18 protein-coding genes and 2 riboswitches are annotated in these 24989 nt (G+C 59.7%); of the genes, 12 read left to right on the plus strand and 6 right to left on the minus strand.

The features are described 5' to 3' along the window. Position 1 precedes the first annotated feature (1 nt). Complete coding sequence (gene cobW / locus QK293_RS04890) at positions 2–1063, minus strand: cobalamin biosynthesis protein CobW (RefSeq protein ID WP_282375942.1); 1062 nt, start codon at positions 1061–1063, stop codon at positions 2–4. A 101-nt stretch (positions 1064–1164) separates the two neighbouring features. Next, a riboswitch (cobalamin riboswitch) is annotated at positions 1165–1378 on the minus strand. Between the two features lie 106 nt (positions 1379–1484). After that, positions 1485–1714, plus strand: a riboswitch (cobalamin riboswitch). A 119-nt stretch (positions 1715–1833) separates the two neighbouring features. On the opposite strand from cobW, the gene QK293_RS04895 reads away from it, so the two are divergent. The 4 genes from QK293_RS04895 to cobM all read left to right on the plus strand — a co-directional run bounded on the left by QK293_RS04895 (position 1834) and on the right by cobM (position 3996). Next, positions 1834–2037 carry a CbtB-domain containing protein gene (locus QK293_RS04895; RefSeq protein WP_282375943.1) on the plus strand — a complete coding sequence of 68 codons (204 nt, stop codon included), beginning with the start codon at positions 1834–1836 and terminating at the stop codon, positions 2035–2037. A gap of 11 nt (positions 2038–2048) precedes the next feature. Beyond that, a complete protein-coding gene (locus tag QK293_RS04900) occupies positions 2049–2756 on the plus strand; it encodes a CbtA family protein (protein WP_282375944.1) in 708 nt (235 codons plus the stop codon). After that, entirely contained in the window at positions 2753–3166 is a 414-nt protein-coding gene (locus QK293_RS04905) for a cobalamin biosynthesis protein (RefSeq protein WP_282375945.1), read from the plus strand. Before QK293_RS04900 ends, QK293_RS04905 begins: the two co-directional genes overlap by 4 nt. Positions 3167–3249: 83 nt before the next feature. Beyond that, positions 3250–3996 (plus strand): precorrin-4 C(11)-methyltransferase, encoded by a 747-nt coding sequence (gene cobM, locus QK293_RS04910; protein ID WP_282375946.1) that lies wholly within the window; start codon positions 3250–3252, stop codon positions 3994–3996. 53 nt (positions 3997–4049) lie between these two features. Here the strand turns inward: cobM and nfuA are convergent, their stop codons facing one another. Together nfuA and QK293_RS04920 are read right to left on the minus strand one after the other, a co-directional pair. Next, entirely contained in the window at positions 4050–4634 is a 585-nt protein-coding gene (gene nfuA / locus QK293_RS04915; protein WP_007898222.1) for a Fe-S biogenesis protein NfuA, read from the minus strand. A 238-nt stretch (positions 4635–4872) separates the two neighbouring features. Beyond that, on the minus strand, positions 4873–7170 hold the full coding sequence (locus QK293_RS04920; protein WP_282375947.1) for a fatty acid cis/trans isomerase: 2298 nt from the start codon (positions 7168–7170) through the stop codon (positions 4873–4875). A gap of 154 nt (positions 7171–7324) precedes the next feature. Here QK293_RS04920 and metH point away from each other — a divergent pair, with 154 nt between their 5' ends. Next, positions 7325–11035 (plus strand): methionine synthase, encoded by a 3711-nt coding sequence (gene metH, locus QK293_RS04925; RefSeq protein WP_282375949.1) that lies wholly within the window; start codon positions 7325–7327, stop codon positions 11033–11035. A gap of 178 nt (positions 11036–11213) precedes the next feature. Next, positions 11214–11432, plus strand: a complete 219-nt coding sequence (locus QK293_RS04930; RefSeq protein WP_282375951.1) for a DUF2970 domain-containing protein — start codon at positions 11214–11216, stop codon at positions 11430–11432. Here QK293_RS04930 and QK293_RS04935 read toward each other — a convergent pair. Continuing rightward, positions 11429–12502: an ABC transporter substrate-binding protein gene (locus QK293_RS04935; protein ID WP_282375952.1), complete on the minus strand. Its 1074-nt coding sequence runs from the start codon at positions 12500–12502 to the stop codon at positions 11429–11431. The genes QK293_RS04930 and QK293_RS04935 overlap by 4 nt on opposite strands. Positions 12503–13023: 521 nt before the next feature. Here QK293_RS04935 and QK293_RS04940 point away from each other — a divergent pair. After that, a complete protein-coding gene (locus QK293_RS04940; RefSeq protein ID WP_282375954.1) occupies positions 13024–14682 on the plus strand; it encodes a nitrite/sulfite reductase in 1659 nt (552 codons plus the stop codon). Then, entirely contained in the window at positions 14666–15160 is a 495-nt protein-coding gene (locus tag QK293_RS04945) for a DUF934 domain-containing protein (protein WP_282375956.1), read from the plus strand. The genes QK293_RS04940 and QK293_RS04945 overlap by 17 nt, the downstream gene beginning before the upstream one ends. A 51-nt stretch (positions 15161–15211) precedes the next feature. On the opposite strand, the gene QK293_RS04950 is transcribed toward QK293_RS04945, so the two are convergent. Both QK293_RS04950 and sohB read right to left on the minus strand, forming a co-directional pair. Next, positions 15212–19132, minus strand: a complete 3921-nt coding sequence (locus QK293_RS04950) for a DUF6543 domain-containing protein (RefSeq protein WP_282375958.1) — start codon at positions 19130–19132, stop codon at positions 15212–15214. Between the two features lie 190 nt (positions 19133–19322). Then, positions 19323–20345, minus strand: a complete 1023-nt coding sequence (gene sohB / locus QK293_RS04955; RefSeq protein WP_282375960.1) for a protease SohB — start codon at positions 20343–20345, stop codon at positions 19323–19325. A 204-nt stretch (positions 20346–20549) separates the two neighbouring features. Between sohB and QK293_RS04960 the strand changes: the two genes are divergently transcribed. From QK293_RS04960 to QK293_RS04975, 4 genes are all read left to right on the plus strand, one after another. After that, positions 20550–21260, plus strand: coding sequence for a histidine phosphatase family protein (locus QK293_RS04960; protein ID WP_282375962.1), 711 nt, complete (start codon positions 20550–20552; stop codon positions 21258–21260). 64 nt (positions 21261–21324) lie between these two features. After that, the gene (locus QK293_RS04965; RefSeq protein WP_282375964.1) at positions 21325–21639 is read left to right on the plus strand and encodes an SCP2 sterol-binding domain-containing protein; all 315 of its coding nucleotides are present in this window, start codon (positions 21325–21327) and stop codon (positions 21637–21639) included. A gap of 308 nt (positions 21640–21947) precedes the next feature. Next, positions 21948–23795, plus strand: a complete 1848-nt coding sequence (locus QK293_RS04970) for an amidohydrolase (protein ID WP_282376088.1) — start codon at positions 21948–21950, stop codon at positions 23793–23795. 234 nt (positions 23796–24029) lie between these two features. Beyond that, on the plus strand, positions 24030–24893 hold the full coding sequence (locus QK293_RS04975) for a LysR family transcriptional regulator (RefSeq protein ID WP_282375966.1): 864 nt from the start codon (positions 24030–24032) through the stop codon (positions 24891–24893). Positions 24894–24989: the final 96 nt, after the last annotated feature.

Genomic DNA, 24989 nt, shown 5'->3' on the forward strand with positions numbered 1-24989 from the left:
CTTAAACGCTGAGCGCAGCGCGCAATTGCGTTTCGAGTAGAACTCCGTCCAGTTCCTGGCCGATCAATACCAGGCGCGTGGTGCGCGCTTCGTCGGCGCCCCACTGACGGTCGAAATGCTTGTCGAAACGTGTGCCCACGCCCTGGATTAACAGGCGCATTGGTTTGTTCGGGATGGCGGCGAAACCTTTGACACGCAGGATGCCGTGCTGAACCACCAATTGAGTCAACGCGTCCAGCAGCAGGCTTTCGTCTGCCTGGGGCAGTTCGATGGAGATCGAATCGAAAGCATCGTGATCGTGATCGTCCTCACCTTCATGGTGGTGATCGTGATGGCTGTGGCGGCTGTCGATGTGTTCTTCGGAACCGGCGCCGAGGCCGATCAGCACGTCCAGTGGCAGACGACCGCTGCTGGCTTCGATGACTTTTACGGCAGGCGGCAACTCTTCGGCAACTTCCAGGCGCACACGGGCCAGGTCTTCAGGGCTGATCAGGTCGGCCTTGTTGAGGATCACCAGGTCGGCGCTGGCCAGTTGGTCGGCGAACAGCTCGTGCAGCGGCGATTCGTGGTCCAGGTTCGGGTCGAGTTTGCGCTGGGCATCGACCTGGTCCGGGAAAGCCGCGAAGGTGCCGGCGGCGACCGCTGGGCTATCGACCACGGTGATGACCGCGTCAACGGTGCAGGCGCTGCGGATTTCTGGCCACTGGAAGGCTTGCACCAGCGGTTTTGGCAGGGCCAGACCCGAGGTTTCGATGAGGATGTGGTCGAGGTCGCCGCGACGGGCGACCAATTCGCGCATCACCGGGAAGAATTCTTCTTGAACGGTGCAGCACAGGCAGCCGTTGGCCAATTCGTAAACGCGGCCGTTGGCTTCTTCTTCTGTGCAGCCGATGGAGCACTGCTTGAGAATTTCGCCGTCGATGCCCAGCTCGCCGAACTCGTTGACGATCACCGCGATGCGGCGGCCCTGAGCGTTGTCGAGCATGTGCCGCAGCAAGGTGGTTTTGCCCGAGCCGAGGAAGCCGGTAACGATGGTGACAGGGAGTTTGGCCAGTGTTTTCATCGGATGCCCTTTGGCAAGGTGGCGGGCATACGGGACGACGACCGGCAACGCGGACGCGCGTGCCTGAAGAGTTCGCCACCGGATCACCCCGCCCGGTTGAAAGTGAGAATCTGTGTCGAGGCAGGTCTCCTGGCTGACGGCTTGCCAGTCGTTCGACTGACGTTGGCTGCGCCTTCCCGCGGGCCCGATAGACAGGGCTTACAGTGGCGTGGCAGCCAACAGAACCGTTCACAGTTGCGGGGGCAGCCGCGGCATCGACCGCGTTCCCTTCTTAGCTTCGGCAGACGCCGAAGAACCTCGAAAGCGCAAGGCTACGCATCGTCTCGGGGCGGGTCAATGTTCACTTGAGCTCGCGAAGGGCGCGACTCGGCATCCAAGTGAGAACCCTTGCCAATTGACGCCCAACCCCCGCCCATGCTCTCCTACACGCCTTGTTACGGGTGCCCTTCACAGGGTGAAACGGGAAACCGGTGAATCATGTGCTTTACTCTAAAGCCATGTCAGTCCGGTGCTGCCCCCGCAACGGTAAGCGAGCGAAGCGTCAGATCCACTGTGCCAGCAGTTCGGCATGGGAAGGTGATGTTTGCAGGTCAAGGCGAAAGCCAGCGCCCCTCGTGAGCCCGGAGACCGGCCCGCAACACAAAGTGACCATTACGATCACTGAATAACAAACCCGCGGTGGGCGGGCGCTGTTTGAACCCCTGCGCGCCCGACTCGCAGGGGTCTTCCATGCGCTCTATTCACCCGCTGACAGACCAGAGGGAAGCGCCATGTCGATCATCAGCAGTACCGGCAGCAACACCGATAAGAGCACCGCCAGCACCACCACGCCCCTGACTCAACGCCTGACCGCCGCTGTGTGTGCGTCGATCCTTGGCGCTAGCCTGGTGTATTTCGCCGGTTTCTCGCACATCGAAGCGGTGCACAATGCCGCGCACGATACCCGCCACAGCTCTGCATTCCCGTGCCATTGAGACCTGTTTACATGATCAAGCGTATTGCGCAAACCGCAGGGTTCACCGGGCTGCTGGCCGCCCTGTTGCTGACCGTGCTGCAAAGCTTCTGGGTGGCTCCGCTGATTTCGCAGGCCGAGACTTACGAAAAGTCCGAGCCCGCCGCTGTTGCCGTTCACGAACACGCAGCAGGTGTTGTCGCTGCTCACACTCACGACGCCGGAGCCTGGGAACCGGAAGACGGCTGGCAGCGCGTGCTGTCGACCACGGGCGGCAACCTGGTGGTAGCGGTCGGTTTCGCCCTGATGCTTGCCGGTCTTTACACCTTGCGCGCGCCGACTCGTACTTCCCAAGGCCTGCTCTGGGGCCTGGCCGGTTATGCGACGTTCGTGCTGGCACCCACCCTCGGCCTGCCACCTGAGCTGCCGGGCACTGCTGCTGCCGATTTGGCGCAACGGCAGGTCTGGTGGATCGGCACAGCCGCCTCCACGGCGGTCGGCATCGCCTTGATCGTGTTCAGCCGCCACTGGTTGATGAAAGTGCTCGGCGTGGCCATTCTGGCCGTTCCTCACGTGATCGGCGCACCACAACCGGAAGTCCACTCGATGCTGGCTCCAGAAGCCCTGGAAACTCAATTCAAAATCGCTTCGCAACTGACCAACGTGGCGTTCTGGCTGGCCCTGGGCTTGATCAGTGCCTGGTTGTTCCGCCGAAAAAGCGATGGTCAATCCCACGCATGACTGACACCAGCGCAGCGCCGACCCTGGTAGTTGGCCTGGGCTGCCAGCGCGGCTGCCCCGTCAGCACGCTGCGGGCGCTGCTCGATCAGGCGTTACAGGCTCATAAAATCGAACTTCACCAGATCAAGGCTCTAGCCAGCATCGACCTGAAGCGCGAAGAACCTGGTTTGATCGAATTGGCCGAACAGCTAGCACTGCCACTGATGTACTTCAGCAGCGAACAACTGGCCGGCTATCAACCGCAACTCAGCCACCGCTCGGACATCGCGTTCGAACGCACCGGCTGCTACGGCGTCGCGGAAAGTGCCGCCCTGGCCCTGGCCGAACAGTTGGCCCAGGCACCGGCAAAATTGCTGATTTCACGACAAAAATATGCCCAAGCCACCTTGGCATTGGCCTGCGTCGCCTGAAATCCTCAATAATCCCCGTCTTTGATCATGAGCAATCTTCATCTGAAGCTTTGTCCAGCCCCTTTTTCTCACAGGAACCGACGATGACCGTCTACTTCATTGGCGCAGGTCCCGGCGACCCGGAACTGATCACCGTCAAAGGCCAACGGCTGATTCGAAGCTGCCCGGTGATCATCTACGCCGGCTCCCTGGTGCCCGCCGCCGTGCTGGAAGGCCATCGCGCCGAACACGTGGTCAACAGCGCCGAACTGCATCTGGAACAGATCATCGAGCTGATCAAGACTGCCCATGCCAAGGGCCAGGACGTGGCTCGTGTACATTCCGGTGATCCGAGTCTTTACGGTGCCATTGGCGAGCAGATTCGTTACCTGCGCGAACTCGACATCCCTTTTGAGATTATCCCCGGCGTCACGGCCACGGCGGCCTGCGCGGCACTGTTGGGCGCCGAACTGACGTTACCCGATGTGTCGCAAAGCGTGATCCTGACCCGCTACGCCGACAAGACCGCCATGCCCGCGGGCGAAGAACTGGGCAGCCTGGCGCAGCATGGGGCGACCATGGCGATTCATCTGGGGGTCAATCATCTGCAGAAAATCCTGGTTGAATTGCTGCCGCACTACGGCGCGGACTGCCCAATCGCGGTGATTCACCGAGCGACCTGGCCGGATCAGGATTGGGTGGTGGGGACGCTTGAAGACATTGCCGCGAAGGTTGAAGCCAAGGGGTTTCGGCGCACGGCGTTGATTTTGGTGGGCCGAGTGTTGGGCAGTGATCACTTCAGTGAGTCATCGCTGTACCGCGCTGGGCATGCGCATTTGTATCGCCCATAAAAAAACGGCACTCACGGGGCGCCGTTTTTTTATGTTTGCAGCGAACACCTTACTTAGTAGTAGGCGTTTTCTTTCTGCGTGTGGTCGGTGACGTCACGAACACCCTTGAGCTCGGGAATGCGCTCGAGCAACGTGCGCTCGATGCCTTCGCGCAGGGTGACGTCTGCCTGGCCGCAGCCTTGGCAACCGCCGCCGAACTTCAGTACGGCGATGCCGTCTTCGACCACATCGATCAGGCTGACCTGACCGCCGTGGCTGGCCAGCCCCGGGTTGATCTCGGTTTGCAGGTAGTAGTTGATGCGCTCGTTGACCGGGCTGTCAGCGTTGACCATCGGGACTTTGGCGTTTGGCGCCTTGATGGTCAGCTGGCCGCCCATGCGGTCGGTGGCGTAGTCGACTACCGCATCGTCCAGGAAAGCTTCGCTGAACGAGTCGATGTAAGCGGTGAAGCTTTTCAGCCCCAGCGCCGTGTCTTCAGGTTTTTCTTCGCCCGGCTTGCAGTAAGCAATGCAGGTTTCGGCGTACTGAGTGCCAGGCTGGGTGATAAAGACGCGGATGCCGATGCCTGGGGTGTTCTGCTTGGAGAGCAGATCAGCCAGATAATCGTGGGCGGCGTCGGTAATGGTAATAGCGGTCATGGAAACTCCTCGCAGGCTTGGGCGCAGTTTACGCCAATCATCGCGCCGCACAAAGTCCTAGTATTTTTGTCGGGAAAGATGCGCCTGTCGATGAACATCTGATCACCGCAACCCCTGTAGGAGCGAAGCTTGCTCGCGAAAGCGGTCTGATAGTCGACATCTATGCTGAATGTCAGCCCCCTTTCGCGAGCAAGCTTCGCTCCTACAGGGGTTCGGCGGTGCGTGTTCAGGCTTTCAATCAAAGATTCTCGTACCGGTTCATGTCCAGCACGCCCTCTTCCACCGGATCGGTCTCGTGGACGTACCGGCTCAGGTCATGGAAGTAGAACCAGAACTGCGGATGGCTGCGGCGAATACCCCAGCGCTCGACGATTTTTTCGAAGCGATGGGCGTCTTTGGCGTTTTCCATCTCGCCCACAAACTCAGGCACTTGCTCCGCCGGGATGTTGAACATGAAGTTCGGATAGCTGCTGAGCACACCCGGGTAAATGGTCACGGTGTCGAGCCCTGGCTGATACCGCAGCGACTCACCGAGCAGGAACGCCACGTTACTGTGCGCGCGGTTGCGCAGCAGGCTGTAAACCTCGCGTTTGCCGCTCTGGGTTTCGATGCGCAGCAGGGTCGCTTCCGGCAACTGATCAATGACCTTCAATCCGGCCGCCGGACGCGAAGTCAGGCGACTCAAGGCCTGCTCGGCGCTCTGCAATGCCGGATCGATGTTCGGCCGCGAGCAATAAGCGCCGTCACACCGGTTGATCGGATCAGGCTTGGCGTTGAGGTCGCCGTAACGGGCCAGCAACTGCATGGCGAAATCGCGTTTCGGGTCCTTTTGGTCCAGCACCAGCGCCGTCTCTTTGTCGTTATCGATGGACTCGTAGTCCAGCCACATCTTGAATTTCCCGCCGCTCTGGTACCAATCGTCGAGGTAATCATCCCGCGAATCGGCGGGCATCAGACGCAGGAAGTTTTGCTCGGCGCCGTTGCGAATCAAGTCGAAGTACAGGCGCGTTTGCGCCTGATGGGAGACGTTGCCGAACACGTCGAAGTTGACCGCCAATTGATAATAGGTGCGCTCCAGCAGCGGAAAGTCGAACAGCCACATCGTTTGCGGCACGTCACCGATCAGGCCCTTGTTCACCGAGGCGCTGTCGAAATGCCGGAAAATGCTCAGCAGCGCGTTGTCGTCGCCGGCCCACAAGGTCGACCAGCTCGGGGCTGGCGTATCGGCGTAACTGTCACGGCGCAGCGCCTCGTACTCGTTACGCTTGTCGCGATATTCATGCCACAGGCTCAGGACACTGCCGACATCATCGTTCTGCCCCGGCATCGCCAGCAACGGCGTGGCCTGACCGCGGTAGTTCGGATCGATGATGTAGAGGTCGTGCTCTGGCGCCTGGAACAGTGCCCAGAAATTATCGCGGATCACGTCGGTGGCGATCTGACCGCGGCACACCGGGCCGCGAATGAAGGTGCGCACGAAGTATTCGGCGTTATCGAGCATGAACTGATAACGCGCCTGGGCCGGGATCGCCTCGAACGTGCTGAACGGATTGGCCCGACGCTCCGGCCCATAGCCTGGCAACGCGTTGACCTGCCAGTTGCCGTTGTAGAAGAGGCTTTTGATCCGCGCCATCTTCGCCGCGCTCAACGGGTAAGTGATGTGGGTCTTTTGCACAATCACGCCTTGCACCGGCCACAAGCGGTAATACACCTGAGTACCCGGATCGTCATTCGGGCGGCGTGTGTTGATCAGGTCGATCGGCTGGCCGGTCGGCGTGCGTGAACGTACCCACTGAAAGAAATGCCCCGGCTCGCCGTCCTTGAAATAGAGATGAGCGAGAAACCAATGCTCGAACAACCAACGCCCCACCAGGCTCTGTCGCGCGCCCGGTGCGTTGAGCAGGTTTTCCCACTGCACCACCTGCAACGCTTCTTTGGCACTCGGTACAAGGCCTTGCTCGTCAATCGGCGCGCCGGACGCCAGCCAGCGTTGCAGCGTCTGGTATTGCGGGTCGGTCAGGCCGGTGACCGCCAGCGGCATGCCCTCTTGGGGGTGTGAACGGGCGTAGCCGTCGAACTCGGCCGGCATGGCGCACCTGTTTTCCCGGTTAAGACCAAGGACGATGTCTTCCGGCAACCTGGCGTTGGGTTGCAATGGGGTTTTGTGGCCCTGCTCCAGCATCCGTGCCATCAGCGATGCTTGGCTGCCTTGAGCGTCGAGCACCGAATAGAAGTCCTTTTGCTGCCAGGCACGTTTACCGAAAGCGTCATAAAACAGCCGGGTCGGCGCGGCAGCCTGGCTGCGTTCGCCGTCGTAGACCGGGACCTTGGTCGCGCCCCGAGCAGCCCCTTCACCACTGCCCAGAATGAGCTGACAGGCGGAGTCATAGCAGGCGTGGCAGGCCACACACTTTTCGGTGAAGATCGGTTGGATGTCGCGGCTGTAGGAAATCGCAGAGGAAATCACCGGACCTTGCGCGGCGGCGTCCCAGCTTAAAAGCAGCATAAACAGGCTGGTGATGACGCGATTCGACATGTCCCTGGTCTCAATCATGAAAAGCGTCGCGATTCTACCGGTCTGGCCCCCACACCATCATGAGCGATATTCATGCAAAACCGGGACATGCTCTAAAACCACGCAGGTTTGCTATTATCCCGCCCCTTCGTCATGGTCTTTCCGAGTAGTTCAAATGTCCGATCGCAGTGTTCGCCTTCAAGCTCTCAAGCACGCCCTCAAAGAGCGCATCCTGATTCTCGATGGCGGCATGGGCACAATGATCCAGAGCTACAAGCTCGAGGAGCAGGATTACCGGGGCAAACGCTTCGCCGACTGGCCAAGTGACGTCAAGGGCAACAACGACCTGTTGATCCTGACGCGCCCGGACGTGATTGGCGCCATCGAGAAAGCCTACCTGGATGCCGGCGCCGACATTCTGGAAACCAACACTTTCAACGCCACTCAGGTTTCCCTGGCCGACTACGGCATGCAGGGCCTAGCGTACGAGTTAAACGTAGAAGGCGCTCGGCTGGCGCGCAAGGTGGCCGATGCCAAGACCCTGGAAACACCGGACAAGCCGCGGTTCGTCGCTGGCGTGATCGGGCCGACCAGCCGCACCTGCTCGCTGTCGCCGGACGTGAACAACCCCGGCTACCGCAACGTGACCTTCGATGAACTGGTGGAAAACTACACCGAGGCCACCAAAGGCCTGATCGAAGGCGGCGCCGACCTGATCCTGATCGAAACCATTTTCGACACCCTGAACGCCAAAGCCGCGATCTTCGCCGTGCAAGGCGTGTTCGAAGCGTTGGGCATCGAACTGCCGATCATGATTTCCGGCACCATCACCGACGCCTCCGGCCGAACCCTGTCGGGCCAGACCACCGAAGCGTTCTGGAACTCCGTGGCTCACGCCAAACCGATCTCGGTCGGCCTGAACTGCGCCCTCGGCGCCAGCGAGTTGCGCCCGTACCTGGAAGAGCTGTCGAACAAGGCCAGCACCCACGTGTCGGCGCACCCGAACGCCGGCCTGCCGAACGAATTCGGCGAGTACGACGAACTGCCATCAGAAACAGCCAAGGTCATCGAAGAATTTGCCCAAAGCGGTTTCCTGAATATCGTCGGTGGCTGCTGCGGCACCACGCCGGGCCACATCGAAGCCATCGCCAAAGCCGTGGCCGGTTACGCACCGCGCGAGATTCCGGAGATTCCCAAGGCCTGCCGCCTCTCAGGCCTGGAGCCGTTCACCATCGATCGCAGCTCGCTGTTCGTCAACGTCGGCGAGCGCACCAACATCACCGGTTCCGCCAAGTTCGCCCGCCTGATCCGTGAAGACAACTACACCGAAGCCCTGGAAGTCGCCCTGCAGCAGGTCGAAGCCGGCGCCCAGGTGATCGACATCAACATGGACGAAGGGATGCTCGATTCGAAGAAGGCCATGGTGACCTTCCTCAATCTGATTGCCGGTGAGCCGGACATCTCCCGCGTCCCGATCATGATCGACTCTTCCAAGTGGGAAGTGATCGAAGCCGGCCTCAAGTGCATTCAGGGCAAGGGCATCGTCAACTCGATCAGCATGAAGGAAGGCGTCGAGCAGTTCATTCATCACGCCAAACTGTGCAAGCGCTACGGCGCCGCCGTGGTGGTGATGGCCTTCGACGAAGCCGGACAGGCCGACACCGAAGCGCGCAAGAAAGAGATCTGCAAGCGCTCCTACGACATTCTGGTCAACGAAGTCGGCTTCCCGCCGGAAGACATCATCTTCGACCCGAACATCTTCGCCATCGCCACCGGCATCGAAGAACACAACAACTACGCTGTGGACTTCATCAACGCCTGTGCCTACATCCGTGACGAACTGCCCTACGCGCTGACTTCGGGCGGTGTGTCCAACGTGTCGTTCTCGTTCCGTGGCAACAACCCGGTGCGCGAGGCGATTCACTCGGTGTTCCTGCTGTATGCGATTCGCAACGGCCTGACCATGGGTATCGTCAACGCCGGTCAACTGGAGATCTACGACCAGATTCCGGCCGAACTGCGTGACGCCGTGGAAGACGTGGTGCTCAACCGCACGCCGGAAGGCACCGACGCCCTCCTCGCCATCGCCGACAAGTACAAGGGCGATGGCAGCGTCAAGGAAGCCGAGACCGAAGAGTGGCGCGGTTGGCCCGTCAACAAGCGTCTGGAGCATGCACTGGTCAAGGGCATCACCACGCATATTGTTGAAGACACCGAAGAATCCCGTCAGTCGTTCACCCGGCCGATCGAAGTGATCGAAGGCCCGCTGATGTCCGGCATGAACATCGTCGGCGACCTGTTCGGCGCCGGCAAAATGTTCCTGCCGCAGGTGGTGAAATCCGCTCGCGTGATGAAGCAGGCCGTGGCCCACTTGATCCCGTTCATCGAACTGGAAAAAGGCGACAAACCGCAAGCCAAGGGCAAGATCCTCATGGCGACGGTAAAAGGCGACGTCCACGACATCGGCAAGAACATCGTCGGCGTGGTGCTGGGCTGTAACGGCTACGACATCGTCGACCTCGGCGTGATGGTGCCGGCCGAGAAAATCCTGCAAGTGGCCAAGGAGCAGAAGTGCGACATCATCGGCCTGTCCGGCCTGATCACGCCTTCGCTGGATGAAATGGTCCATGTGGCCCGTGAGATGCAGCGTCAGGACTTCCATCTGCCGCTGATGATCGGTGGCGCGACCACCTCCAAGGCGCACACAGCGGTGAAGATCGAGCCCAAGTACAGCAACGACGCGGTGATCTACGTCACCGACGCCTCTCGCGCCGTGGGCGTGGCGACACAGTTGCTGTCCAAGGAATTGAAGCCGGCCTTCATCGAGAAGACCCGCCTGGAATACATCGAAGTCCGCGAGCGCACCGCCAACCGCAGCGCCCGCACCGAACGCCTGAGCTACCCGGCGGCGATTGCGAAGAAGCCGCAGTTCGACTGGAGCACGTACGAGCCAGTGAAACCGACCTTCACCGGCGCCAAGGTGCTGGAGAACATCGACCTGAAGGTCTTGGCCGAATACATCGACTGGACGCCGTTCTTTATCTCCTGGGACCTGGCCGGCAAATTCCCGCGCATCCTCACGGATGAAGTGGTCGGTGAAGCCGCCACGGCGTTGTACGCCGACGCCCAGGAAATGCTTGCCAAACTGATCGACGAGAAACTCATCAGCGCCCGCGCGGTGTTCGGCTTCTGGCCGGCCAATCAGGTGCGTGAAGATGACATTGAAGTCTATGGCGATGACGGCAAGCCGATTGCCAAGTTGCATCACCTGCGCCAGCAGATCATCAAGACCGACGGCAAGCCGAACTTCTCCCTGGCCGATTTCGTGGCACCGAAGGACAGCGAACTCACCGACTACGTGGGTGGTTTCATCACCACCGCCGGGATCGGCGCCGAAGAAGTGGCCAAGGCCTATCAAGATGCCGGCGACGACTACAACTCGATCATGGTCAAGGCACTGGCCGACCGCTTGGCCGAGGCTTGCGCCGAGTGGCTGCACCAGCAGGTTCGTAAAGACTACTGGGGTTACGCCAAGGACGAGACACTCGACAACGAGGCGCTGATCAAAGAGCAATACACCGGCATCCGCCCTGCCCCGGGCTACCCTGCCTGCCCGGATCACACCGAAAAATCCGCGCTGTTCAAGTTGCTGGACCCTGAAGCCGCAGAAATGAAAGCCGGCCGCAGCGGCGTGTTCCTTACCGAGCACTACGCCATGTTCCCGGCGGCAGCGGTCAGCGGTTGGTACTTCGCTCACCCGCAGGCGCAGTATTTTGCCGTGGGCAAGATCGACAAGGACCAGGTGCAGAGCTACACGTCGCGCAAGGGTCAGGAGTTGAGCGTGACCGAGCGGTGGTTGGCGCCGAACCTGGGTTACGACAACTAATAGAGGCAACTCGGTCCGATCGTTCCCACGCTCTGCGTGGGAATGCAGCCCGGGACGCTCCGCGTCCCAAAAGCGGACGCAGAGCGTCCATTGAGGCGTTCCCACGCAGAGCGTGGGAACGATCTATCGCTGCAATATTGTCTATGCTTACGGCTCACACATACGTGACGAGGGGTTTATGGACGATCCAGTCGACAACAAACCGCCGACGTTCTGGCAGATGCTGCACAGCATCATGGCCGCGGCGTTCGGGGTGCAAAGCGGGAAGAACCGGGCCCGGGACTTCACGCACGGCAAGCCGAGTCATTTTGTGATTCTGGGGATTTTGTTCACCGCAGTGTTTGCATTGACGCTGTTCGGCATCGTGCAGCTGGTAGTGCACTTGGCCGGGGTTTAGCGCATCAAGGTTTGCAGAGTGAACGGATAGCGATACGACGCCGGCTGGCCCTTGGCTGAAAGACGACGGAAGTTCACACCGTAATCCGGTGATGCACCCATGGCCAGCAATCGCTTGGCCTGTGCCTTGTCGATCAGTTGCAACAACGGGATCTGCCGGTCACGGCCGCCGTACTGGCTCAGGTCCACGCCCTGCTCAAGGTCATGCAACGCCACCAGTGCCCAGCCGCCCAACGTGAAGTGCCCGCCCAACAACACGCTTATGCGTCCGTCGACCGTCGCCTGCAACGCTGCTGGCGAGGTGTTGACCGCACTGAACAACGCGTCCTTGCCGGGCATCCCGCCCATCTCCGAATACGCCTGCATGGCGCCAAACGCCATTTCGTCATTGGCTGACCACACCAACGAGACCTTCGTGTAACGCCGGAACAGCAGTGTGGCCTGTTCATACGCCCGATCCCGGGTCCAGCCGCTGTAAACCAGCTGGCGCAAGCGCACTTCAGGGTGCTCGGCCAAGGCCCGCATCATGCCTTGCTCGCGCAGTTGCGCCGAAGGTGTGATCTTCAGGCCGGAAAACGCCAGCAACTCGATGACCTGACCGGGGGCCACGGGCGGATGCTGGCGAATCAGTTCCTTGAGCATCAGGTAGCCGCCCTCCTCATCGTTGGGCACCAGGCTGCCCAACCGATCAGCGCGATCCCCCAGCAGACTCAGCTGATTGGCCGTCAACGAAGCGTTGACCATAAACAACTTCACCCCGCTGCCCTCGGCCAGACGCAGGATTTGCGGCGCGACGTACTGTTCGTTGACGAAAACCAGATAGTCCGGACGATTGTCACCCTGCAGCGCCAGGCGAGCTTGCGCCAGCGTGAGCTCGGGCATGCGCTGGGAATAAAGAATCTGTAGGTCAATGCCCAGATCCCTGGCCGCCGCCTGCATGAATTGCGAATAGCTGACCCAGAAAGCTTCCTGAGTGGCTCCGGGATTCAGGAACAGCACTGATTCCGCCCGCGCACCGGGTCCGTAAACCGCGCCGCACATCAGCAGGAATGAGTAGAAAAACTTCAACATTGATCGTCCGAGCCCCCGGCAATTCGCCGCGCATTATAGCCAGCGAAGTCCCGGAAAACGCTTTTATTCGGGTTATTGTCCGACAATCGTCGGAATCGGGTCCGGACGGGGTCGGTTATTGATGGCTGACCCAGAATACCGCTGTGCCCACGACCAGAATGATCAAAAACAGAATGGCCCAAGCATCGACCGTGCTGTCAGGCTTTGAAACTTTGGAAGGGTTGCTCATTGCATCGCCTCTTGTCGGTTTGATCGGTGATTGCAGAAAGACTCGAGCACAGTTAAGACGATGATTGCCCGCACCACAAATGTGGGTTTTACCGTGTTGCTCCTCATTAGTCGTTTTGGTTCTTTACATATACTCAAACATCACTTTTGCGCATAACTGCAAACTGGTATCTTGCCCCGGCTCCGTTGGGAGTGCGCGGCCGTGCGCGCAGAATTGCCGAGGCAGCATCGGAGACTTCTAGGCGAAAAACGCAACTGGATCCGACCGGCCCAAGCCTGAGAACAGGACTTATATGTACGTATACGACGAGTACGATCAGCGGATCATCGAGGACCGCGTCAAGCAGTTCCGTGATCAGACCCGACGCTATCTGGCAGGCGAGCTGAGCGAAGAAGAATTCCGCCCCCTGCGCCTGCAAAATGGCCTTTATATCCAGCGCTTCGCGCCGATGTTGCGGGTGGCGGTGCCTTACGGCCAGCTCACTTCGCGCCAGACGCGAATGATGGCCAGGATTGCCCGTGACTATGACAAAGGCTATGCCCACATCAGCACCCGGCAGAACGTACAGTTCAACTGGCCGGCGCTGGAAGACATCCCGGACATCCTTGCCGAACTGGCGACCGTGCAGATGCACGCGATCCAGACCAGCGGCAACTGCTTGCGCAACGTCACCACCGACCAGTTCGCCGGTGTCGCTGCCGACGAGTTGATCGATCCGCGCCCATGGTGTGAGATCGTCCGTCAGTGGACCACGTTCCACCCGGAATTCGCTTACTTGCCGCGCAAGTTCAAGATCGCCATTAACGGTTCGACGTCCGACCGTGCGGCCATCGAAGTCCATGACATCGGCCTTGAGCCGGTGCACAACGCTGCGGGCGAGCTAGGCTTCCGTGTGCTGGTGGGTGGCGGTCTCGGCCGTACCCCGGTGGTGGGCGCATTCATCAATGAATTCCTGCCGTGGAAAGACCTGTTGAGCTACCTCGACGCCATCCTGCGGGTCTACAACCGCTACGGCCGTCGTGACAACAAGTACAAAGCGCGGATCAAGATTCTGGTCAAGGCCCTGACACCTGAAGTCTTCGCGCAAAAAGTCGACGCAGAAATGGAACACCTTCGCGGTGGCCAGACCACGCTGACCGAAGCCGAAGTGCATCGCGTGACCAAACACTTCGTCGACCCGGACTATAAGGCTCTGGACAACCAGACCGCTGAACTGGCCGAGCTCGACAAACAGCACCCTGGCTTCGCTCGCTGGCGCTCCCGCAATACCCTGGCCCACAAGAAGCCAGGTTATGTGGCCGTGACACTGTCCCTGAAGCCAACCGGTGTTGCACCGGGCGACATCACCGACAAGCAGCTCGATGCCGTTGCCGACCTGGCCGATCGTTACAGCTTCGGTCAGCTGCGCACCTCTCACGAGCAGAACATCATTCTGGCCGACGTTGAACAAAGTCAGTTGTTCGCGATGTGGGGCGAGTTACGTGAACAGGGTTTCGCCACGCCGAACATCGGCTTGCTGACCGACATCATCTGCTGCCCGGGCGGCGACTTCTGTTCCCTGGCCAACGCCAAGTCGATCCCGATTGCCGAATCAATCCAGCGTCGCTTCGAAGACCTGGATTACCTATTCGATATCGGCGAACTGGACCTGAACATTTCCGGTTGCATGAACGCCTGTGGTCACCACCACGTCGGCCACATCGGCATCCTCGGGGTGGACAAGAAAGGCGAAGAGTTCTACCAGGTTTCCCTGGGTGGCAGCGGAAGTCGCGACGCCAGCCTGGGTAAAATTCTCGGCCCGTCCTTTGCCCAGGACGTCATGCCTGATGTGATCGAAAAGCTGATCGACGTGTACATCGAACAACGTACCGAAGACGAGCGTTTCATCGACACTTATCAGCGTATTGGCATTGACCTCTTCAAGGAGCGCGTCTATGCAGCGAATCATTAAGAACAACGAAGTCGTCGACGAAACCTGGCACCTGTTGCCCAAGGATTTCAACATCGACGAAATCACCAATTGCGACGACTACATTGTCCCGCTACAGCTGTGGCGCGAACACAGCCGTATGCTCAAGGCCCGCGACGGCGGGTTGGGTGTGTGGCTGGACGCTGACGAAGAAGCCGAAGAAATCGGTGAAGACGTGGCAGACTTCAAGGTGATCGCCTTGAATTTCCCTGCCTTCACCGACGGCCGCAACTATTCCAACGCCCGTTTGCTGCGCGACCGTTACGGTTTCAAAGGCGAGCTGCGGGCGATTGGCGATGTGCTGCGCGACCAGCTGTTTTACCTGCATCGCTGCGGTTTCGACGCGTTTGCCATTCGCGCCGATAAAGACCCGTACGAAGCCCTTGAAGGTCTCAAGGACTTCTCGGTGACCTATCAGGCCGCCACAGACGAACCGCTGCCGCTGTTCCGTCGCCGTTGATCGTGATGCCTTGAACCTCCATCCGGAGGTTCAAGGCGTTCTCCCCTCCCGTCAAGGCACTGGATGCTCTCCTAGCGGAATTGGCCGTCCCATGGCTATCCAGTTGCTGTAAAGGCGCGCCCGATCTTCCAGCACGGTAAACAACCTGAACGGATTCTCCGCATCGGCGAGTGTCGTTTCGACACATTGCCGCAGCCAGCCCCACAACTCCTCTGAAGCATCCGCTTCACGCAGCAATCGCCATACCCGGGCTTGCAGCAACCAGTAACCAACGCGGAAATCCGCCGTCAGGCTTAACCCGTCCATGCCCCGCAGAAACGCAGCACCCGAGGGTTTTGCCGCGAACCGCTGCCAGATCTCCTGCCGGGATGTCCGCAATAGCTCGTCACCTTCCTCCAGCCACGGTATCGCGCTGCCATAATCAACGCCCGGCTCGCTCAGCCAGAGATTGATGCCGGTGCGCTCCCGATGTTCGACCAGTCGTATCAGCGTATCCTCATCCGTGAGCGGGTTGCCCCAAAGCCGTATCCGATCCTTGGCGACAGCCTGATTCAGTATCGCGTCGGGAACCCGAGTGATCCGGTTGTCGCGCAAATCCAGCGAAGTCAAATACGGGTCATTGGCAATGCCCACCGGGCATCGGGTAATACCGGTGTTTCTCAGGTTCAGAACGCGCAATTCGTTCAAGCCCAGCACCACAGGCGGGACGGCCAACGGATTATCACTCAGGTCCAGCGTTTGCAAACTGAGCAGATCGCAAAAATGCCCGGCGGTGTCTTCTTTGAACGCTAGAAACGTGGCGTTGAGATTCAGTGTTTCGAGCCGGTTCATTTGCCGAATCGTCGAGGGCAGCTCACCCTCCAGCACGCCAGCGGCGTTGAGGCGGCGCAGGTCGACATTTTTCAGATTCAGGGAATGCAGGTTCGGGAAACTCTCCAGAAACGCATTCAGGCTCTCGCGCTCGAGCAGGTGCAATCCGTGCATCGACAGTTCGATGACCTCGTCGAAACGAACGTTCATCGCCGGCAAACGGTGATAGTCCTCAAAATCCAGATTGAGTTTGTAACCGGCAACCCCTTCGCCAGAAAGGACGCGATCGGTGTCAGCCGAACGCTTTTGCCAGATGGCGATCAATTCGTCGGCCAGTTCGTTGCGGGTTTGGCGTTCGTAGTCGATCACGTGCTGCAACATTTCAACATTGTGCGCCGCCACCTGTTGAGCGTTCATGCCTGCAGCGTCTTCATCGCCCAGCGTGAGGAAGTCCAGATCCATATCATCGACATCCAGCAACGACTGATCGACCCAGTAGCGCAGATCAATGCTCAATTGCTGCAACTGTAACTTCAGACTGTCCAGAAGCGCTTGAGCCCCAACGCCCGCCGCTCGAAGCAGTTCATCAGCTTGGGCGTTGGTGAAATCCGGATAAAGATCCTTGACCTGCAGCCGCATCATTTCATGGGTCAGCGCCGCAGCTTGCGGGGTGTGCGGAAATCCGCCGCCGCGCAAACCCTGGGATTCAAAAGGCAATCCGCTATCCATTCGATTCAACCCGAGCATCAGCTCGGAACGTGTGATCGCCTGCTCACCGAGGCGAAGCCGTAATTCGCCGGCCTGATCCAGCGAGCGCAAGGACAACGCCTCGCGCTCCTCGGCAGACAACGCACCGAGTAGCGCGCAAAACAAATCCGACTTTGCGGTGGCGGTATCCGCCGCTGCAGAATTTCGATAGCGGTTACCGGTCTTGATCAACCGACGGCAGTCCGGCGAATCGAGCGGGCCGCAGCGATCCAGTACCCGGCCACTGATCGAACCCTCAAGCACTTCGATTCGCAAGCGCCTGGGCCAACCGGGTAAGCGCCCAAGTGAATGCAGGGCGAGGATATCGGATTCGGGGTGATCGATCGAGTGCAAGTAAAGACTCTCATAGGCGCGATTGAGCCTTACGTGGCCTTGATACTGTCGGGCCTTGCCGTCCAGGCGCTTGAACACCTGAAGCGCCTCGACAGCATCGACCGGCCGCACGATTTCGACGCCCGAGCGGTCCAGGATCTGCTCCACGACGGCTTTCGGCAAACCGGGATACTCCCGTTGAAACAACCGAACCCATTCGTGCTCCGACTGCTGGAGTGCCTGATAACGCGTATTGAACAATTGCGCTCGCGCTGCCGGGTCGACAATCGCTTCAAGCGCCTGATCGAGCTTGAATCGGCTGATGGTGTCGACCAGCAGCGGAGTCGGCGCACGCCCGACCTGCATCAGGCGCAACATGTCGTCGACGGTACTGATTCTGGCGATTTGGCCCAGCACCTCATCACTGAACGAAGCAAACGGGGCGCACACACCACGGATCAGCTCCAACCGTGTCAGCACCGACGGTGGCGCTTGCCCGGGTGTGAGGAGAGCCGTCGCGTCGGGCAGAAGCTCGGTGCTCGGTTCGCTGACGGGCTCCGAGGACTCGTGGAGTGTTTCAGCCACTCTGCCCGCGCTTGCGCCTTCGCCCTTGAGAGCCGCGACAGCCCCGGCCAACGGTAGCGCATTGAGCAAGCCGAACACGGTGCGCGTCACGCCTTCGGAACGTTTTTCGGCGGTTTGGCCGTTGACTGCCTGATTGATGCCGTAGCCGGCATCGATGAGCCCGGCCAGCGCCAACAACCCTTCGCCACCGGGAACAAACAGTGCCAACGGACCAAACTGGTTGATCCACCGCACCAGCGGTTCAACTACCGCACTCAGATTGTCTCGATTGACCTGAGCATCGTCACGGATGGATTTGACGCTGGCCATGGCCGCCCGCTTCATGGTCAACACCAGTTGCGCAAACGGATCGACTGCGGCAGACGCACGCTCAACGTCGATGTAGTCCTGCGGCTCCCAATAGCCGTCATCGTTGAAGAAACCGGCGTTCTTTGTCAGCCTGTGCTTTCTCGGGTAGATCGCCATCCCCTCCAATGCAGTCAAGACACCCGCATGAAAGGTGCCGTCCTCACGGTCATCATCATCAAAGTGCGCGGCCAGGGCTTGTTTTGTGTCAGCCCCCTTTGCTTGCGCCACGACCCATTCGCGCAAGTGGTGGACGTCGACAAACTCATGCAACGGCGAAGAGTTCGCCGGGATGTACAACAAGATCCTGGTGCCCGCGCGTTGGCGAAAGCACCAGATATCAGTCGAGGTGTGGCGATAGATCGTCAGGCGACTGGCCTCGACTTGCGCACTGACGCGGGTCGGGGTTTGCAGGTCGGTGGTGGTCAACGTGCTCCAGGCTTGATCCGCCGGCAATCCGCTTGCCTGCATCGCCAGCGCCAGGCCCTCATGGCTCAGACTGCCTTCCTGATATTGCAGGCAGGCACTCATGATAAACGCTGCCTTGACCGACGTTCTCAGCGCGTACGGTTCGGCCCGCACGATCCGCTCATCAGCGGGCCAGGCAAGATCGAGATAATCCTGAAAGTGAGTCTGCAGATCCAATGTCCACACCCACCGCTTGAAATCGGCTGGTCTGAGGGCGATTTGCGTGGTGGGGCCGAAGGCTTGTGGCACCGTCTGACGGTAGATGCCTTCGTAGGTTTCGTGGTTGCCGCTGCCGTGGTAGGCAAACTCATCGACATTGGCCACGATGTGGACGCAAGGGCCGATGTCGGGCGGCGTGTACAGGCCGAATGCGGTTTCGCCGAAACGACCGTCGCCGACGGTTTGATAGTTGGACAGCAGCGCCTGTAACAGTGTCTGCGAGTTTACCACCCGACCTTGCTGGCTACCGTCCTGATAGGGATGCCCATGGTAGTTGTAGTCGAGCGTTACCAACAAAGTCGTCTGCGGCTCAATGCCCGGCCCCCATTTCTCCTTGATCAACTGTGCGCCGAACTGTTCGGGAGATTGCGGCAGCGCTGTGTTCACTGTCGACCTCAGTTCTTCACCCATCGGCAGGACGGGCGAACTCGGCACACTAACGTTGTCACGCAGATGGTCATTCATATGCATTCCATTGCAAACATAAGGAATAGCACCATAAGCCGCTATTTTTGGATCGGCAGCAGGAAGGATCGTCTGCGCACTTAGGAGAATTCGCTGATGGTTGAGGGCAGGGGGTAATTCGAAGATGACAGGACAAAAAAACCGCGGCGCACGCCACGGTTTCATTTGTTTACGGACGCGCAGTGAAGCTTTACCAGAAGCGTTGTTGAGTCAATCGACTCCACCCGCTCAGCAGCACGCGATCCACCGAGCCACTGGCCGCCATGCCGATGCGCTCTTGCAAGCTTTTGCGTTCGGCGTAGTGCAGGTGATAAAGCTCGGATTTTTTCGCCCGTTCGGCGAGGTACTCATCGCTGGTCTTGAGTTCGTCCACCAATTGCTTGTCCAGCGCCGCGACACCGAGCCAGATTTCACCGGTGGCCACTTCGTCGATGGCCAGTTGCGGGCGATAGCGGGAAACGAAGTTCTTGAACAATTGGTGAGTAATGTCCAGGTCTTCCTGGAACTTCTCGCGGCCCTTCTCGGTGTTTTCGCCAAACACCGTCAGGGTGCGCTTGTATTCGCCGGCGGTCAGCACTTCGAAGTCGATGTCGTGCTTCTTCAGCAGGCGGTTGACGTTAGGCAACTGCGCAACGACACCGATCGAGCCGAGGATTGCGAACGGCGCACTGATGATCTTCTCGCCGATGCACGCCATCATGTAGCCGCCGCTGGCCGCGACCTTGTCGATGCACACGGTCAACGGCACGCCGGCATCACGGATGCGCGCCAGTTGCGAGGAGGCCAGGCCGTAGCTGTGAACCATGCCGCCGCCGCTTTCCAGGCGCAGCACCACTTCATCCTTGGGCGTGGCGAGGGTCAGCAGCGCGGTGATTTCATGACGCAGGCTTTCAGTAGCGGATGCCCTGATATCGCCGTCGAAATCCAGCACGAACACCCGAGGTTTGGCTTCAGGTTTTTTCTTTTGCTTTTTCTCGGATTTAGCCTCGACCTTGCGCAGCGCCTTGAGCTGGTCCTTGTCGAGCAAGGTTTGCTCCAGGCGTTCGCGCAGCCCTTTGTAGAAATCATTGAGTTTGCTGACTTGCAACTGGCCGACCGACTTGCGCCGACCTTTGCTGCGCAACGCCGCGAAACTGGCCAGGACCACCAGAATGGCGATCACCAGTGTCACGGTCTTAGCCAGAAAAACTGCGTACTCGGCAAAAAACTCCACAGGGACTCCTTTAATACGATGCGCTGCAAAAACGCGCGCGGGATTACCTCCAGCATACCCATGCACCGGCTCGGCGGCCAGCCGTGAAACCTCTGGCAACATGCCTGTAACGGGCATTTCAAACAAGCGTATGTTTTTTCATTGACAGCTCACCGTCATCCTCATAACCTCGCCGAACCTTCAACGTACCGGGATGACGCGGACGTGGGCAGTATCTATTTGATTCGACATGGCCAGGCCTCCTTTGGTGCAGACGACTATGACGTCCTGTCGCCGACCGGTATTCGCCAGGCAGAAGTCCTCGGCCAGCACCTCGCTGAGCTGGGTATCAGCTTCGATCGCTGCCTTTCGGGCGACCTGCGCCGCCAGCAGCACACGGCCAACAGCGCACTTGAACAGTTCGCTGCCGCAGGCCTGCCGGTTCCAGCCCTGGAAATCGATTCCGCTTTCAATGAGTTCGACGCCGACGCGGTGATCCGCGCACTGCTGCCGGCCCTGTTACCGGACGAACCCGAAGCGCTGCACATCCTGCGCAATGCCGCGCAAAACCGCGGTGAGTTCCAGCGCATCTTCGCCCTGATCATCGAGCGCTGGCTCGCCGGCACCTATGACACACAGGGGCTGGAAAGCTGGCTGGGCTTCGTCGAGAGAGTGCAAGCCGGTCTGCAGAGAGTCCTCGAAAGCGCCGACAACACCCAGAAAATCGCCGTGTTCACTTCCGGCGGCACCATCACGGCCCTGCTCCACCTCATTACACAAATGCCAGCAAAGCAGGCGTTTGAACTGAACTGGCAAATCGTCAACACCTCGCTCAACCTGCTGAAGTTTCGTGGTCGCGAGGTGGCTCTGTCTTCTTTCAACAGTCATGCGCACCTGCAACTGTTGAAGACCCCGGAACTCATCACGTTTCGCTGAGTCCGGACTATTGTGACCCTGGCTGTATTCACCCAGCTCTAATTACCCAAGAAAGGATCGAACCATGACCTCCGTAGCTGATGCCGTACAAGCAATGAAAGCCAAGTTCAACCCAGCCGCTGCTGCCGGTCTGGACCTGGTATTCGGTTTCCGCATCGACGACACCCAGAACTTCTCGCTGATCATCAAAGACAGCACCTGCGAGCTCAAGGAAGGCGAAAACCCGGACGCCCAAGTCACTCTGGTGATGGACGGCGAAACCCTGAAAGGCATCGTCGACGGTTCGACCGACGGCATGCAAGCGTTCATGGGCGGCAAACTGCGCGCTGAAGGCGACATGATGCTGGCCATGAAACTGTCCGAGCTGTTCCCGGCCTAAGCGCGCCGCTCCCGGCCTTCGGGGGCACGTCTGGCTGCAAACGAATCCCGCCTCTCGAGGCGGGATTCGTCGTTTTTCGGTCTCGGAAAACAGCTACCTGTGGATTTGCCGTCTATATTCCTTCTGGCCGCCTGCGTCAGACATCGGCTGTTTGCCCTCGCTTCTTTTGTGAAGAGCCTTTGCGCGGAGCACTGCCCATGAGCCCACCTGACGACCACGACGGAATTAATCGCCGACGTGTATTGCAAGGCCTTTCGGCAGGTGCCGTCGGTGCCTGGATCAGCCCGCTACCTGCAGGGAGTAAAACCATGCCCGACGCCCCCGCCGACCTCATCCTGTACAACGGACGCCTGCACACCGTCGACCGCAAAAAACCTCAGGCCAGTGCCGTCGCGATCAAAGACGGACGCTTCGTGGTGGTCGGCAGCGATGCCCAGGCCATGGCCCTGCAGGGCCCTGGCACACAGATTATCGACCTGCACGGTCGCACGGTGATTCCCGGCCTTAACGACTCGCACCTGCACCTGATCCGTGGTGGCCTCAACTACAACCTCGAACTGCGCTGGGAAGGCGTTCCCTCACTGGTCGATGCGCTGCGCATGCTCAAGGACCAAGCCGATCGCACACCCACACCGCAATGGGTGCGGGTGGTCGGTGGCTGGAACGAATTCCAGTTCGCCGAAAGACGCCTGCCGACCCTCGACGAACTGAACAAGGCTGCGCCGGATACCCCGGTGTTCGTCCTGCACCTCTACGACCGTGCCCTGCTCAACCGTGCGGCGTTGAAAGTGGTCGGGTATACCCGCGACACGCCGAACCCGCCGGGTGGCGAAATCCAGCGCGATGCCAATGGCGACCCGACGGGCATGCTGATCGCCCGCCCTAACGCGATGATTCTCTACTCGACCCTGGCCAAAGGGCCGAAACTGCCGCTGGAATATCAGGTCAACTCGACCCGCCAATTCATGCGTGAACTCAATCGCCTCGGTGTCACCAGCGCCATCGATGCCGGCGGCGGATATCAGCATTATCCGGACGACTATCAAGTCATCCAGCAACTGGCTAAAGACCAACAGCTCACGGTGCGCATTGCCTACAACCTGTTCACGCAGAAACCCAAGGAAGAGCTGACCGACTTCAAAAACTGGACCAGCACCTCCCACTACGGTCAGGGCGATGACTTTCTACGGCACAATGGTGCCGGGGAAATGCTGGTGTTCTCGGCGGCAGATTTCGAGGACTTCCTCGAGCCACGCCCCGACCTGCCGCAAACCATGGAGCAGGAACTGGAACCGGTGGTCCGCCATCTGGTGGAACAGCGCTGGCCGTTCCGTTTGCACGCCACGTACAACGAATCCATCAGTCGCATGCTCGACGTGTTCGAGAAGGTCAACAGCGACATTCCGTTCGATGGTTTGCCGTGGTTCTTCGACCACGCCGAAACCATCACCCCACAGAACATCGAACGGGTGAAAGCCCTCGGCGGCGGCATCGCGATACAGGATCGCATGGCATTTCAGGGCGAATACTTCGTCGAACGTTACGGCGCCAAGGCTGCCGAAGCCACGCCGCCCATCGCTCGTATGCTCGCCGAAGGTATACCGGTCGGCGCCGGCACCGATGCCACGCGTGTGTCCAGCTACAACCCCTGGACCTCGTTGTACTGGCTGGTCAGCGGCCGCACCGTCGGTGGTCTGGCGCTGTACCCGCAAGGCTTGAGCCGCGATACGGCGCTGGAACTCTTCACCCACGGCAGCGCCTGGTTTTCCTCCGAGCAAGGCAAAAAAGGCCAGATCAAGGTCGGACAACTGGCGGACCTGATTGCGTTGTCGGCGGACTACTTCCACATCGAGGATGAAGCCGTCAAATGGATCGAATCGGTACTGACAATCGTCGACGGAAAGATCGTCTACGGCAGCGTCGAGTTTGAAAAACTCGGGCCGCCTCCAATCCCAGTGGTGCCTGAGTGGTCGCCAGTGACCAAAGTACCAGGCCATTGGAAACCACTGGCGCCGCTGACGGCGCAGGTTCATCAATGTGTCGGGGCTTGCGCGGTGCATGCCCATCGCCATGAACGGGCGCGGTTGTCGTCGGCGCCGGTCAGTGACTTCGCCGGGTTCTGGGGGGCCTTTGGCTGTTCGTGTTTTGCGTTTTGAACTGAGCCGCTAAAAGATCGTAGCCTGCGGCAGCTCCTCGATCCCTGTAGCAGCTGGCGAAGCCTGCGTTCGGCTGCGTAGCAGTCGTAAAATCGGCACATGCGGTGTGTCAGGAAGACCGTGCAGCAGGATTCACGACTGCTGCGCAGCCGAACGCAGGCTTCGCCAGCTGCTACATGAACTGATCCGGCGGTATCCGTTTACAATGCCTGCACTTCCCCCTCCGGCCGCCCCATGGACATCGACCTCGCCCGCACCTTTCTGGAAATCGTCCGCCACGGCAGCCTTGCCGCCGCCGCCGAAAAACTCCACGTCACCCAGACCGCGATCACAGCGCGCGTGCAGAAACTCGAGAGTCAACTGGGCAGCACGCTGTTCGTGCGTAATCGGGCCGGCGCCCGTCTGACGCCTAACGGTGAAGCCTTCGTGGTCTACGCCAATCAACTGGTCGAAACCTGGGAAGCGGCGCGACGGGACTTGCCGTTGCCCGAGGGTTACCGCGACGTGTTGCACATCGGTGGCGAAGTCAGTCTGTGCAACCCGCTGATGCTCAGCTGGGCTGGCGAGTTGCGCGAGAAGATTCCCAGCCACGCACTACGGATGGAAATCCGTGACGGTGAAAACCTGCTGCGTCAACTGGAACTGGGGGTTCTGGATGCGGCGCTGGTCTACCAGCCCGAGTATTGGCCGCGCCTGCAAGTCGAGCAGGTACTGGAAGAAAAACTCGTCCTCGTCCGGCTGGCCGCACGTCCCGATCCCTACGTGTACATCGACTGGGGCCCGGACTTCCGCCGCCAGCACGATGCGGCCCTGCCGGAAAAAGCCAAAGCTGCGTTGAGCTTCAACCTCGGCCCACTGGGCTTGCAGTACATTCTGGAAAACGGCGGCAGCGGCTACTTCCGCACCCGGGTGGTCCAGAGTTATCTAGAAAGTGGTGTGCTGGAGCAAGTGCCCAAAGCCCCGGAATTCAGCTACCCGACCTATCTGGTTTACTCCCGCGACCGCGATTCGGCGACCCTGCAACGAGCCTTCGACTTGCTGCGAGAAGTGATCAAGTCCGACGATGACTGGTCGCAGCGCTGGAACCCGCTGACCTGAGTCCGGTTTGCACCGGATCATGGCGCTTGCGACCTGCTGGTTCAGCCCGCCTGAAACGTCGGGATCGTCTAATCTGCTGGAGATAACAATAACCAC

This window comes from Pseudomonas sp. AL03 (genome assembly GCF_029960815.1).
Taxonomy (GTDB): domain Bacteria; phylum Pseudomonadota; class Gammaproteobacteria; order Pseudomonadales; family Pseudomonadaceae; genus Aquipseudomonas.

Bases quoted from the DNA above. Each gene is read 5' to 3' on its own strand.
- QK293_RS04920 (WP_282375947.1), bottom strand. From the start codon at position 7,170: ATGTCGAATCGCGTCATCACCAGCCTGTTTATGCTGCTTTTAAGCTGG.
- QK293_RS04975 (WP_282375966.1), top strand. From the start codon at position 24,030: ATGGACATCGACCTCGCCCGCACCTTTCTGGAAATCGTCCGCCACGGC.
- QK293_RS04930 (WP_282375951.1), top strand. From the start codon at position 11,214: ATGGACGATCCAGTCGACAACAAACCGCCGACGTTCTGGCAGATGCTG.
- QK293_RS04935 (WP_282375952.1), bottom strand. From the start codon at position 12,502: ATGTTGAAGTTTTTCTACTCATTCCTGCTGATGTGCGGCGCGGTTTAC.
- cobM (WP_282375946.1), top strand. From the start codon at position 3,250: ATGACCGTCTACTTCATTGGCGCAGGTCCCGGCGACCCGGAACTGATC.
- QK293_RS04905 (WP_282375945.1), top strand. From the start codon at position 2,753: ATGACTGACACCAGCGCAGCGCCGACCCTGGTAGTTGGCCTGGGCTGC.
- QK293_RS04945 (WP_282375956.1), top strand. From the start codon at position 14,666: ATGCAGCGAATCATTAAGAACAACGAAGTCGTCGACGAAACCTGGCAC.
- QK293_RS04940 (WP_282375954.1), top strand. From the start codon at position 13,024: ATGTACGTATACGACGAGTACGATCAGCGGATCATCGAGGACCGCGTC.
- metH (WP_282375949.1), top strand. From the start codon at position 7,325: ATGTCCGATCGCAGTGTTCGCCTTCAAGCTCTCAAGCACGCCCTCAAA.
- QK293_RS04950 (WP_282375958.1), bottom strand. From the start codon at position 19,132: ATGAATGACCATCTGCGTGACAACGTTAGTGTGCCGAGTTCGCCCGTC.
- cobW (WP_282375942.1), bottom strand. From the start codon at position 1,063: ATGAAAACACTGGCCAAACTCCCTGTCACCATCGTTACCGGCTTCCTC.
- QK293_RS04900 (WP_282375944.1), top strand. From the start codon at position 2,049: ATGATCAAGCGTATTGCGCAAACCGCAGGGTTCACCGGGCTGCTGGCC.
- QK293_RS04895 (WP_282375943.1), top strand. From the start codon at position 1,834: ATGTCGATCATCAGCAGTACCGGCAGCAACACCGATAAGAGCACCGCC.
- QK293_RS04970 (WP_282376088.1), top strand. From the start codon at position 21,948: ATGCCCGACGCCCCCGCCGACCTCATCCTGTACAACGGACGCCTGCAC.
- QK293_RS04965 (WP_282375964.1), top strand. From the start codon at position 21,325: ATGACCTCCGTAGCTGATGCCGTACAAGCAATGAAAGCCAAGTTCAAC.
- nfuA (WP_007898222.1), bottom strand. From the start codon at position 4,634: ATGACCGCTATTACCATTACCGACGCCGCCCACGATTATCTGGCTGAT.